We start from the raw sequence: 12,619 nt of genomic DNA on the forward strand, positions 1-12,619 counted from the left end.
ATTACGAATTTCTGCGTGACGTAACCGGTCAGGTGGTGGTCAGATTTTCGATGGGGCATGAGGCCATCGGCCATTGGATTAACGAAGAGCTCAACGGTGATTTTAACCTGCTGGATCGCATCGAAGCAGGTGCGGCAGGGGTCAAGGGCAGCGAGCGTCAGTGGCAGTTGGAAGGCCACGAATACACGTTACTGATGGACGGTGAAGAGGTGATGATCCGCGCCAACCAGTTGGAGTTCGAAGGCGACGAAATGGAAGAGGGAATGAACTACTACGACGAAGAGAGCCTCTCTTTCTGCGGCATCGAAGATTTCCTGACGGTGCTGAAAGCCTATCGCTCGTTTATGCTCAATTACTGATTTTAAGAGGTGACTGTATTGGGTATGGCGTACAGGGCAACCTCAGTTGCCCTGTCTCTCAACATCACAGGTGCGGAATATTGCGCCCGTAGTAGATCTCCTGCATCTCTTTCCACAGCAGATCGGTGATCCTTTTCCGCTCTGCCACGCTCAGCTCATCCGGCCTGGCGTTGAACAGATAGTGCTTCAGATCGAAATCCTTCAGCAGCATCTTGGTGTGGAAGATGTTCTCCTGATACACATTGACATCCATCATGTGATACAGCGCTTTCATATCCTCGGACATAAAGTTCTGGATCGAATTGATCTCATGATCGATGTAATGCTTCACGCCGTCGACGTCGCGGGTAAAGCCGCGTACGCGATAGTCCATGGTGACGATGTCGGATTCCAACTGATGGATCAGATAGTTCAGCGCCTTGAGTGGTGAAATCACGCCGCAGGTAGAGACTTCGATATCGGCCCGGAAGGTACACAGGCCGCCTTCTGGGTGGCTTTCCGGATAGGTGTGGACGCAGATATGGCTTTTATCCAGATGTGCCACCACCGTCTTGGGCAGCGGCCCTGGGTGCTCAGAGGTATCCACGTCTTTCGGATCGACCGGCTCTTCGCTCATCAGAATGGTGACGCTGGCGCCTTGTGGATCGTAGTCCTGACGGGCGACGTTGAGAATATTGGCGCCAATGATCGAGCAGGTTTCACTGAGGATCTCGGTCAGGCGGTTGGCATTGTACTGTTCGTCAATGTAGGCGATATAGCCATCGCGATCGTCTGCGGTTTTCGCATAACAAATATCGTAAATACAAAAACTCAGGCTCTTGGTCAGGTTATTGAAGCCGTGCAGTTTTATCTTTTGCAATTAGATCCACCCCCTTTACCCGTCGTCTTTCAAGCTGCAGCGTTGTTATCTACGCTTGCCCACCCCAGTCACTTACAAAAGTAAGCTCCTGGGGATGAGCAAGCTTGTCGCCTAGCCGCAGCTTGAAATCCATAGGGTAGTTCTTTTTGTTTAACGTGAAACGTTCAGTGCCTTGAGCAAATACTGCGGCAGAGCAAAGCTGCCAGCGTGAATTGCCGGATTGTAGTAGCGGCAGTCTAAGCCACTTTGATGAAAGCGTTGTTGCAACGTGGTGACATCCAGCTGGCGCAAGGCCGGGTTCTGGCTGGCCCAGGCAAAGGTCATGATGCCGCCGTAATAGGTCGGGATCGCTGCCTGATAGAAGCTGACGTCGTTAAAATATTGGCTGAGCTTGGTGTGGCTGTTCACCGCTTCGTCCTGCTGCAGGAAGCAGACGCCGTTCTGGGCTACGAAGATGCCGCCTTCATTGAGGCAGCGTGCACAACCTTCATAAAACGCCGAGGTAAACAGGCTTTCACCGGGGCCGATTGGATCGGTACAGTCAGAAATAATCACGTCGAACTTTTCGTCGCTCTGGTTGACGAAATTGACGCCATCGTCGATCACCAGCTTGAAGCGGGGATCGTCATAGGCCCCGGCGTTGTGATTCGGTAAGTATTGGCGGCAGAACTCCACCACGCCCGCGTCGATCTCAACCATGGTGATCTGTTCAACGCCCTGATGACGGCAGACTTCACGCAGCATAGCGCCGTCGCCACCGCCGATAATCAGCACTTTCCTGGCCTGGCCATGGGCCAGCAGCGGCACGTGGGTCATCATTTCGTGATAGATAAACTCATCGCGCTCGGTGGTCTGCACCACGCCATCGAGAGCCATCACGCGGCCCAGCACCGGGTTTTCAAAGATCACCAGATCCTGATGCTCGGTCTTCTCACGGTAAAGTACCTGCTCTACCGAGAAGTATTGGCCAAAGTTGGCATGTAGCGTTTCATACCAAATCTCTTTCTGGGTCATGTGCGGGTTACTCCGTAATAACAACCATGAAACGTGAGCGCAACATCATAAACCCTCCCTGTAGCAAATTACAGCATTGACGGCGGATCAATAGAGAGGCGATAGCAAGCCCTGCCAGCTATCGTTGGCAGGGTTAGAGAAAGCAGGGGGAGTTAGTTGGCGTAGGCCAGCAGGCTCAAGGAGTCGCGTGCCAGGGATTTGCACTTGTTGGGGGTAGGAATAGCAATGCCGCTGAGATCGCGGTAGCTGTCTTCACCCAGGGATTTCATATTAAAGCTATTATAGTTAGTCAAATCCCAACGGTTTTGCTGGGCGAAGTACACGATGGCGCGTTTGATTTGCGCGTTAGGTAAATCGTTGTAGCCACAGTCGTTTTTGAGATAGACAAACACCGCGGTCAGATCGGCCAGATCTTCCGCTTCGGATTCATTCAGCGCCAGGCTGGCATTGGAAAAGCCCAGCATAGTCAGCAACAGCATCAACAACGTTGTTTTTTTCATCATGAAATAGACCTGTTCAATATTTGCTGACGTTACCACACTTGGCTGTGAAGGCACCAAATTAATTGTGCGGGCTTAACACTCTATAAGGATAGCACTTGACCTTCCACTAGGGGTAAGGTTTAGGGTGCTGGACTTAAGCTTTCGATCACTGAGAAAAGGGAACCAGCGATGTTACGCCGTGATTTTATCAAACTGACCGCCGCCTTGGGGGCAGCAAGCGCCTTGCCATTATGGAGCCGTGCCGCCTGGGCGGCCGATCGTCCAGCTTTGCCGATCCCTCCGATTTTGACGCCAGATGCGCAAGGAAAGATCGCGTTGGCGCTGCAAACCGGTGAGATGAACTGGTTGCCCAACGTGGCTACTCGCACCTGGGGGATCAACGGCGCGTTGCTTGGCCCTGCGGTCCGTTTGCAACGGGGTAAGCCGGTGACGGTGGATATCAGTAATAAGCTGCCAGAGGCCAGCACGGTGCACTGGCACGGTTTGGAAATCCCCGGTAATGTCGACGGGGGTCCACAAGCCTTGATCCAACCAGGTACTACCCGCACGGTGAGTTTCACTGCCGATCAGCCAGCGTCTACCTGCTGGTTCCATCCCCATACGCATGGTAAAACCGGCGAGCAGGTGATGAAAGGGCTGGGGGGACTGGTACTGCTGGAAGATGAAGAAAGCAGCCAACTGCCCTTGCCGAAAACCTGGGGAACGGACGATATTCCGGTGATCCTGCAAGATAAGCGCCTGGGCAAAGATGGCCAGATCGAATATCAGTTAGACATCATGAGCGCGGCCGTGGGCTGGTTTGGTGACCGCATGTTCACCAACGGTGCCAGCTATCCGCAACACATTGCGCCACGCGGCTGGCTGCGTCTGCGTTTCCTCAACGGCTGTAACGCCCGCTCGCTTAACCTGTCCACCAGCGACAACCGGCCTTTATACGTGATTGCCAGTGACGGCGGCTTCCTGGGCGAACCGGTTAAGTTGACCGAACTGCCGATGCTGATGGGCGAGCGCTTTGAAGTGTTGGTCGATGCCTCCGATGGCAAGCCGTTCGATATCGTTACCCTGCCGGTGAAGCAAATGGGCATGACGTTGGCACCGTTCGACCAGCCACTGCCGGTGTTGCATATTCAGCCATCGCTGGCGTTGGGCGTGAAATCCATGCCTGACAGCCTGGTGAAATTGCCTGCGCTGCCATCGCTGGCCGGGGTTCAGGAGCGCTGGTTGCAACTGATGATGGATCCTAAGCTGGATATGCTGGGGATGCAGGCTCTGATGGATCGCTATGGTCACCAAGCGATGGCCGGGATGAGCATGGATCACGGCAATACCGCTGGCAACATGGCTGGTATGGACCATAGTAAGATGCAAGGCATGGATCAGGGTAACATGGCGGGAATGGACCATAGCAAGATGGATCATGGCAGCAAGCCGTTTGATTTCAGCCATGCCAATACCATCAACGGCAAAGCCTATGATATGGCCAAGCCGGCGTTTGAGGCCAAGCGCGGCAAATACGAGAAATGGACCATTTCCGGCGAAGGCGACATGATGCTGCACCCGTTCCATATCCATGGCACCCAGTTCCGCATTCTGTCGGAAAACGGCAAGCCACCGGCGGCCCACCGGGCAGGCTGGAAAGATACGGTGCTGGTAGAAGGTTGGCGCAGCGAAGTGCTGGTGCGTTTCAATCATCTGGCCAGTGCCGATCAGGCCTACATGGCCCACTGTCACCTGCTGGAACATGAAGATACCGGCATGATGTTAGGCTTCACTGTAGCCGATTGATATACCCGTCGTCTTTCAAGCTGCAGCGTTGTTACCTGCGCTTGCTCACCCCAGTCACTTACAAAAGTAAGCTCCTGGGGATGAGCAAGCTTGTCGCCTAGCTGCAACTTGAAATCCATAGGGTATACACCCGTCGTCCTGCAACTGCCGCCGTTATTGGCCGCAATTTGTAACTGGCCGGGTCTACGGTCTTTCGCTAAAACAGTGCTGAGGAATGCAAAATGTCATTAAGATTGCTGAAAACCCCGCTTGCTGCTCTGCTTATTGGTTGTTTTAGTACGGCTTTTTCTGCACATGCCGATATCGTGATAGGTGTCGCCGGGCCATTCTCCGGCCCAAATGCCACCTATGGGGATCAATACTGGCGTGGTGCCTCGCAGGCTGCCGCAGACATCAATGCGGCCGGGGGGATTAAAGGGGAAAAAATCAAACTGGTGCAAGGCGATGATGCTTGCGAACCTAAGCAGGCGGTCTCGGTAGCTAACCGGCTGGTCGATCAGGATCATGTCGCCGCGGTGGTCGGACACTTTTGCTCATCTTCCACCATGCCAGCTTCGGAGGTGTATGACGAAGCCGGGATCATTGCCATCACCCCCGGCTCTACTAACCCACAAATCACCGAACGTGGCATGAATAACATGTTCCGCATGTGCGGCCGTGACGATCAGCAAGGGGTTATCGCCACCAACTACATGCTGGATACCCTGAAGGCGAAAAAGATTGCCGTTATCCATGATAAGGATACCTATGGTCAGGGGTTGGCCGATGCCGCCAAGGCAGAAATGAACAAACGTGGCGTGAAGGAGGTGATGTACGAAGGGCTGTCACGCGGTGAAAAAGACTTTAACGCCTTGGTAACCAAGATCGCCTCGGTTAATCCAGACGTGGTGTACTTCGGCGGTTGCCATCCAGAGGCGGGGCCGCTGGTGCGCCAGATGCGTGAGCAAGGGGTGAAAGCCAAGTTCTTCTCCGGCGACTGTATTGTTACCGAAGAACTGGTGACGGCGGCCGGTGGGCCACAGTACACCACTGGCGTACTGATGACCTTCGGTAACGATCCGCGTCAGATCCCTGAGGGGAAGGTGGTGATCGCCAAGTTCCGCGAGAGTGGATTTGAGCCGGAAGGGTACACGTTGTACTCCTACGCATCGATCCAGGCGATCGCCGCCGCGTTCAATGCCACCGGCGGTAAAGATAGTGCGAAGGCCAGCGAGTGGTTGAAATCTCACGATGTGGATACCGTGATGGGGAAAAAAGCCTGGGATAAAAAAGGTGACCTGAAGGTATCAGACTATGTGGTCTACCAATGGGATGACAAAGGCAAATATCACCAACTCTGATGTAAAGATCAACGGATCCGTACGTATGGCGGATCCGTTCCTTAACCTCCTTTGGGCCGCGTGGTGCTGAACTTGCGGCCCGCCCATCAGGTGAGATTGCTTATTATGGATGTATTCTTCCTGCAACAGCTGATTAACGGCCTGACCCTTGGCGCGGTATATGGCCTGATCGCCATCGGCTACACCATGGTCTACGGCATTATTGGCATGATCAACTTCGCCCACGGCGAGGTGTATATGATTTCGGCCTATCTGTGTGCGATTGGCCTGGCGCTGCTCTCTTTCTTTGGTCTGCATTCTTTCCCGTTGTTGATCTTGGGCACCCTGGTTTTCACCATCGCGGTCACCAGCGTTTATGGCTGGGTGATCGAACGTATTGCTTATAAACCGCTGCGTAACTCCACGCGTCTGGCTCCGCTGATTTCCGCTATCGGTATGTCACTAATCTTGCAGAACTATGCGCAGATCAGCCAGGGGCCACGCCAGCAAGGGATCCCCACGTTGCTGGATGGCGTTTTTCGGCTCAATTTTGATGGCGGTGTGATCCAGATTACCTACACCAAGGTATTTATTCTGGTGGCCGCCCTATTGGGTATGGCGGTGCTTACCTACGTGATCCAACGCACGCGCCTGGGGCGTATCTGCCGGGCTACGCAACAGGACCGCAAGATGGCGTCGATACTCGGCATCAATACCGATCGGGTGATCTCGCTGGTGTTTGTGATCGGCGCAGCGATGGCCGGGTTGGCCGGAGTGCTGGTCACCATGAACTACGGTACCTTCGATTTTTACGTGGGTTTTATTATCGGCGTCAAAGCCTTCACCGCAGCGGTGTTGGGGGGCATTGGATCATTGCCCGGCGCGATGCTTGGTGGCTTGTTACTTGGGGTGGCAGAGGCACAGTTCGCCGGCATGGTGAACTCGGATTACAAGGATGTGTTTTCATTCGGTCTGCTGGTGGTGATCCTGATTTTCCGCCCTCAGGGCCTGCTGGGGCGGCCAATGGTCGCTAAGGTGTGAGGGAAACTATGTCTCAATCCACAGTTCATCAAGGGCTGAGTATTAAACGCAGCCTGTTGGATGCCGTGCTCGCGGGCCTGATCGCGCTGATTGTGTTTGGCCCGATCGTCGGCATTGTGCTGGACGGCTACAGTTTCAACTTTGAGCCACGCCGCCTGGTGGTGATTATTGCGGTAGTGATGGTGGGGCGGCTGTTACTCAGCCTGTTTTTGCAAACGCCGCTGGGGCGCAAGGTGTCGGCACGTTTTGAGGGAGGCAATGACGGTGTTTATGTTCGGCCAGTCGGAGCCAGAACGAGCTTGCGTTGGATCCTGCCACTACTGGCGGTGTTGGCATTGCTGTTCCCGTTTATGGCGACCAAATACCTGCTGACCGTGGCGATCCTCGGGCTGATTTATGTGTTGTTAGGGCTAGGATTGAATATTGTCGTGGGGCTGGCTGGGCTGCTCGATCTGGGTTACGTAGCGTTTTATGCCATTGGTGCCTACGGTCTGGCGCTGGGCTATCAGTATTTGGGCCTGGGCTTTTGGGCGATGCTGCCGCTGGGGGCGCTAATGGCGGCACTGGCGGGGGCATTGTTGGGTTTCCCGGTGCTGCGTATGCACGGTGACTATCTGGCGATTGTGACGCTGGGCTTTGGTGAGATCATCCGCTTGGTGCTGAATAACTGGGTGTCGTTGACCGGCGGGCCAAACGGCGTTTCGGTTCCTGCTCCGACCCTGTTCGGCCTGGAGTTTGGCCGCCGGGCCAAGGAAGGGGGCATACCGATCCACGAGTTTCTTGGTATTACCTATAACCCCAACCTGAAGTTTATCTTTATCTACACGGTGCTGTGCCTGGTGGTGTTGCTGGTGCTGTTCGTCAAACACCGGCTGACGCGGATGCCGATAGGGCGGGCGTGGGAAGCGCTAAGAGAAGATGAAATCGCCTGTCGTTCCCTCGGGCTTAATCATGTACTGGTCAAACTCTCGGCGTTTATGATGGGTGCTTCCACCGCGGGGATTGCCGGGGTGTTCTTTGCTACCTATCAAGGGTTCGTCAATCCAACGTCGTTTACCTTCTTTGAATCGGCGCTGATCCTGGCGATCGTGGTGCTGGGGGGAATGGGATCGACTATCGGCGTGGTGCTGGCCGCTTTTGTGCTGACGGTAGCCCCGGAACTGCTGCGCAGCTTTGCCGAATACCGAGTGTTGCTGTTTGGCGTGTTGATGGTGTTGATGATGATCTGGCGGCCACGTGGCCTGGTGCGTATCAGCCGTAGCAGCTTTACGCCACGCAAGGGGGTAGCACCATGAACGATGCCATTTTGCGCGTTGAACATTTGATGATGCACTTCGGCGGCATCAAAGCGCTGAACGATGTGAATCTCGAAGTGGAGCGTGGGTCGATCACCGCGTTGATCGGCCCGAACGGCGCGGGGAAAACCACGGTGTTTAACTGCCTGACGGGTTTTTACCGTGCCAGCGGCGGGGCGATCCTGCTCAATACCCATAAACGCCCCATTGATGTGATCCGTATCCTCGGCCAGAAATTCCGCGCAGGGGACTGGATCAACCCCGCGCAACTGGGCTCGCGCCTGTACTACAAAATGTTCGGTGGTACCCATTTGGTGAACCGTGCCGGGCTGGCCCGCACCTTCCAGAATATCCGCCTGTTCCGTGAGATGTCGGTGGTGGAGAACCTGCTGGTGGCGCAACACCGTTTGAGTAACCGCAACCTGATGGCTGGCGTGCTCAATACGCCCGCCTATCGCCGGGCAGAGAATGATGCGCTGGATCGCGCATTTTACTGGCTGGAGGTGGTCGAGTTGGTGGACTGTGCCAACCGGCTGGCGGGGGAGATGTCTTATGGTCAGCAGCGGCGGCTGGAAATCGCCCGCGCGATGTGCACCACCCCGGAAATGATCTGCCTGGACGAACCCGCCGCCGGGTTGAACCCGGTGGAAACCGCGACCCTGAGCCGGATTATCCGCTTTCTGCGCCAGCATCATGATATTACGGTGCTGCTGATCGAACATGATATGGGAATGGTGATGGAGATTTCCGACCGGGTGATCGTACTGGATCACGGCAATGTGATCGCCGAAGGAACGCCGCAGGAGATCCAGCACAATGACAGCGTGATCGCCGCTTATCTGGGCGCAGACGAAGAGGAGCTGGCGGGATGAGCGAAGTGATGCTGGAGTTTCGTGACGTGAATGTCCATTACGGCCCGATCCAGGCGCTGCAACAGGTGTCATTGCAGGTCAGGCAAGGGGAAACCGTAGCGTTGATCGGGGCCAACGGGGCGGGGAAATCCACCTTGCTGATGTCAATCTTCGGTCAACCCCGCATCAGCGGTGGGCAGATCCTGTTTCAGGGGACAGATATCAGCCAGCGCTCGACGCATTTTGTGGCCAGTAGCGGTATCGCCCAGGCCCCGGAAGGGCGGCGGATTTTCCCTGATATGAGCGTAGAGGAAAACCTGTTGATGGGCACCATCACCTTGGGTAACCACTATGCCGCTGAAGATATGCAGCGTATGTATGAGCTGTTTCCCCGCCTGAAAGAGCGGCGTAACCAGCGGGCGATGACCATGTCCGGCGGTGAGCAGCAGATGCTGGCGATAGCCCGTGCGTTGATGAGCCGGCCAAAGCTGCTGTTGCTGGATGAGCCGAGTCTGGGGTTGGCACCGATCATCGTCAAACAGATCTTCAGCATTCTGCGGGAGCTGGCCAACGGCGGCATGACGATTTTCCTGGTGGAGCAAAACGCCAACCATGCGCTGAAGCTGTCCGATCGGGGCTATGTGATGGTCAATGGGCAAATCCGCCTGAGTGGCAGCGGTACAGAACTGCTGAGCAATCAGGAGGTAAGAAAGGCATATCTGGGGGGAGCATAAAGGCAACCGCCCCGATGAGGGGCGCATTGAACAGCCTCGATTGTAGGGGCGCTGCATGCTGCGCCCCCACTGTTGAAAAAAACAGCGCCACAAAAACGTGATCTGAGTCGCATTCTGGTGGTGGGTTAGTTAAAATAGCGCCACTGCTAGCCCCTGTTCCGGAATACCTTACAATGGATGAAATCAGCACTTCCCGCTCGACCGCCTGGATGCGCGTCGTCGTCTTGGCCATTTCGGCATTTATTTTTAATACCACCGAATTTATCCCAGTCGGGTTATTGAGTGATATTGCCCAAAGCTTTGAGATGCAAACCGAGCAGGTGGGGCTGATCATCACCATTTATGCCTGGATCGTTGCCACGATGTCACTGGTCTGTATGTTGCTGACCAGCAAGATTGAGCGGCGTAAGCTGCTGATCGGGGTATTTATCCTGTTTATTGCCAGCCATGTGCTAACCGCGGTGGCCTGGAACTTTACCACGTTGGTGATCTCGCGTGCCGGTGTGGCGCTGGCGCACTCGGTATTCTGGTCAATCACCGCGTCATTGGCCATTCGTGTCGCGCCAGCAGGCAAGAAGGCACAGGCGCTTAGCATGCTGGCGGGGGGAACCGCGCTGGCGATGGTGTTGGGCTTACCCTTAGGGCGAGTGGTGGGGCAGCTACTCGGTTGGCGTATGACGTTTATTGGCATTGCCGTGTGCGCCACCCTGGCGTTGGTGATGCTGTGGCGCTTGCTGCCGGTGCTGAAAAGCGAGCATTCCGGTTCCTTGGCCAGCGTTCCCCTGCTGTTCAAACGCCCGGAGCTGGTCAGCCTGTACATGGTGACCATCATCGTGGTGACGGCGCACTTTACCGCTTACAGCTACATCGAGCCCTTTATCCAGACCGTGGTCGGGTTATCTGCCAACTTCACCACCTTGATGCTGTTGCTGTTTGGCGCTGCGGGTATTGTCGGCAGCCTGCTATTCAGCCGCTATAGCGAACGTTTCCCGTCAGGTTTTTTCATGGGGGCAATTGGTCTGCTGGCCCTCAGCCTGTTATTGCTGTTGCCCGCCTCCGGTAATGAAACGACCTTGACGTTGCTGTGTGTGGTCTGGGGCATGGCCATCATGGCGATTGGCCTTTCCATGCAGGCGAAGGTGCTTAGTCTGGCACCGGATGCGACCGATGTCTCAATGGCGATCTTCTCCGGTTTGTATAACTTTGGGATCGGCGGCGGGGCGTTGTTGGGCAACCAGGTCAGCCTGCATCTGGGCATGCCAAACATTGGTTTCGTCGGCGCGCCGTTGGCCCTGATCGCCCTCGGCTGGTGCGTATTGAGTTTCTACCGCAGCGAACGTTTGCAGCACCATCGGGCCTGATAGCTCGGGCAAACACCTTGTAGAGGGGGGCCGCCCTTTTGTTATCAATGGGCTATGCCGCTGGTGAAATATACCCGAGTAAATATCGATGTGATCTATAAGCAATAGCGAGGCCAAGCTCACGATTTTTGCCGAATGGTGTGAAATACTGATACGAAAATTGCCTTCTATACCGAGTATTCCTTAATTCGGAATTCCCCAAGCACTGCTGCATGGGTATTTTAGGGGTAATCACACGCGGTATGTATCAACATTGTTGACACGCGCCATGTGATACCTGTACTGTATCAACAATGTTGATTTTTTGATACCCGGAGGAGTTATGGCTCAAGTTATCGTTAAAAAGTGGGGTAATAGCCCCTCAGTACGCCTCCCCGTCGCAATAATGGAGGCTGCTAGCCTGCGAGTGGATGATACTGTTGAAATTAACGTTGAAGATGGTCGCATCATTATAGTACCCGTGCGAGAAGAGGCGATATCCCTGCAACAACTCCTGTCGGGCATTACCGCCGAAAATATACATGACGACGTTAGTTTTGGTGCTCCGGTTGGTAATGAGGTCCTCTGATGGTCAAACTATATATTCCAGAACCTGGTGATATTGTCTGGCTTGATTTTGATCCACAGGCTGGACATGAGCAAGCCGGGCATAGACCTGCGGTAGTGCTAAGCCCTGCTATCTATAATGGAAAAACGGGGCTAATGCTTTGTTGTCCGATGACAACAAAAATAAAGGGTTATCCGTTTGAAGTTCTTATCGCAGGGACGAAAGAAAGTGCGGTGCTTTCGGATCAGGTAAAGAGCCTGGACTGGCGCATACGAAATGCCGTCAAAAAAGGAAAAGTAACGAGTATGGAACTATCAAAAGTTAGAGCTAATGCTAAGGCATTAGTCGGATAGTGAAAGTAAATAGCTACTGAGACGGCAGACATTCCCTCACCGGTTTCACAACGGGCGCTGTGTGCTGCATCCGTCTCGATACTTAATGGGCTTGTAAAGCCCGGAACAGCTTAATCCTGGTTAATTCATCCAATCCACGCGTTTCCTGCCCCAATGCAAAATCCGTCGTACTTCCCTGAAGTATTCTGCTAAAACTGTGACTTTATGTTCTTAAAACCCACTTGGCACTATGAAATCAATGGATAAGAGAGGTTGCAGTGCTGGGGTTCATCTGAAATTTATGAGGGGTGATTTTTCATCCCTTGGTCCTCACCGTATAGCCTAATTATAGGTTTACACCTATATAGCATTTAACCTATATTTATTGGCTTCAATGACAGAACAAGGAGTAGGTCAATGGGCAGAATACTGGAACAAATCCTGGCGGAAGAAAAACCTGAGATAGTGGCTAGCGCTGAGCGTATTGCGGCGGATACGCTGCTGAATATTCACCTGGCTGAGCTACGTGAGCGGGTGCAGAAAACCCAGGTCGAAATGGCGCAGGCACTTGGCATCAAACAACCCACCGTGGCGGGCATGGAAAAGCCTGGCCGCGATC

14 protein-coding genes are annotated in these 12,619 nt (G+C 54.3%); 11 read left to right on the top strand and 3 right to left on the bottom strand.

Features of this window, described 5'->3' with window-relative positions; all coding sequences use genetic code 11:
• On the top strand, positions 1–359 hold a 359-nt coding region (gene yacL / locus ACLQ7H_RS08950; protein ID WP_411752354.1), incomplete at its 5' end, for a protein YacL.
• 64 nt (positions 360–423) lie between these two features.
• On the opposite strand, the gene speD is transcribed toward yacL, so the two are convergent.
• The 3 genes from speD to ACLQ7H_RS08965 form a co-directional block, all read right to left on the bottom strand.
• Positions 424–1,218, bottom strand: coding sequence for an adenosylmethionine decarboxylase (speD, locus tag ACLQ7H_RS08955; RefSeq protein ID WP_411752355.1), 795 nt, complete (start codon positions 1,216–1,218; stop codon positions 424–426).
• Positions 1,219–1,368: 150 nt separating this feature from the next.
• Positions 1,369–2,232 (bottom strand): polyamine aminopropyltransferase, encoded by an 864-nt coding sequence (gene speE, locus ACLQ7H_RS08960; protein ID WP_411752356.1) that lies wholly within the window; start codon positions 2,230–2,232, stop codon positions 1,369–1,371.
• A 152-nt stretch (positions 2,233–2,384) separates the two neighbouring features.
• A complete protein-coding gene (locus tag ACLQ7H_RS08965) occupies positions 2,385–2,732 on the bottom strand; it encodes a YacC family pilotin-like protein (RefSeq protein WP_037375824.1) in 348 nt (115 codons plus the stop codon).
• 171 nt (positions 2,733–2,903) lie between these two features.
• On the opposite strand from ACLQ7H_RS08965, the gene cueO reads away from it, so the two are divergent.
• The 10 genes from cueO to ACLQ7H_RS09015 all read left to right on the top strand — a co-directional run.
• Positions 2,904–4,520, top strand: a complete 1,617-nt coding sequence (gene cueO / locus ACLQ7H_RS08970; RefSeq protein WP_411752357.1) for a multicopper oxidase CueO — start codon at positions 2,904–2,906, stop codon at positions 4,518–4,520.
• A gap of 221 nt (positions 4,521–4,741) precedes the next feature.
• Positions 4,742–5,860: a branched-chain amino acid ABC transporter substrate-binding protein gene (locus ACLQ7H_RS08975; RefSeq protein WP_411752358.1), complete on the top strand. Its 1,119-nt coding sequence runs from the start codon at positions 4,742–4,744 to the stop codon at positions 5,858–5,860.
• Positions 5,861–5,965: 105 nt separating this feature from the next.
• A complete protein-coding gene (locus tag ACLQ7H_RS08980; RefSeq protein WP_411752359.1) occupies positions 5,966–6,880 on the top strand; it encodes an ABC transporter permease subunit in 915 nt (304 codons plus the stop codon).
• Between the two features lie 8 nt (positions 6,881–6,888).
• On the top strand, positions 6,889–8,175 hold the full coding sequence (livM, locus tag ACLQ7H_RS08985; protein ID WP_411752360.1) for a high-affinity branched-chain amino acid ABC transporter permease LivM: 1,287 nt from the start codon (positions 6,889–6,891) through the stop codon (positions 8,173–8,175).
• Entirely contained in the window at positions 8,172–9,047 is an 876-nt protein-coding gene (locus ACLQ7H_RS08990; RefSeq protein WP_411752361.1) for an ABC transporter ATP-binding protein, read from the top strand. Before livM ends, ACLQ7H_RS08990 begins: the two co-directional genes overlap by 4 nt.
• Positions 9,044–9,760: an ABC transporter ATP-binding protein gene (locus ACLQ7H_RS08995; RefSeq protein WP_411752362.1), complete on the top strand. Its 717-nt coding sequence runs from the start codon at positions 9,044–9,046 to the stop codon at positions 9,758–9,760. The genes ACLQ7H_RS08990 and ACLQ7H_RS08995 overlap by 4 nt, the downstream gene beginning before the upstream one ends.
• 173 nt (positions 9,761–9,933) lie before the next feature.
• Positions 9,934–11,121 (top strand): sugar transporter, encoded by a 1,188-nt coding sequence (locus ACLQ7H_RS09000; RefSeq protein WP_411752363.1) that lies wholly within the window; start codon positions 9,934–9,936, stop codon positions 11,119–11,121.
• Positions 11,122–11,443: 322 nt separating this feature from the next.
• A complete protein-coding gene (locus ACLQ7H_RS09005) occupies positions 11,444–11,689 on the top strand; it encodes an AbrB/MazE/SpoVT family DNA-binding domain-containing protein (protein WP_411752364.1) in 246 nt (81 codons plus the stop codon).
• Positions 11,689–12,021 carry an endoribonuclease MazF gene (mazF, locus tag ACLQ7H_RS09010; protein WP_411752365.1) on the top strand — a complete coding sequence of 111 codons (333 nt, stop codon included), beginning with the start codon at positions 11,689–11,691 and terminating at the stop codon, positions 12,019–12,021. Before ACLQ7H_RS09005 ends, mazF begins: the two co-directional genes overlap by 1 nt.
• 396 nt (positions 12,022–12,417) lie before the next feature.
• A partial coding sequence (locus ACLQ7H_RS09015; protein ID WP_411752366.1) for a transcriptional regulator occupies positions 12,418–12,619 on the top strand: 202 nt, incomplete at its 3' end.

It is taken from the genome of Serratia sp. (in: enterobacteria), assembly GCF_046715635.1.
Taxonomy (GTDB): domain Bacteria; phylum Pseudomonadota; class Gammaproteobacteria; order Enterobacterales; family Enterobacteriaceae; genus Chania.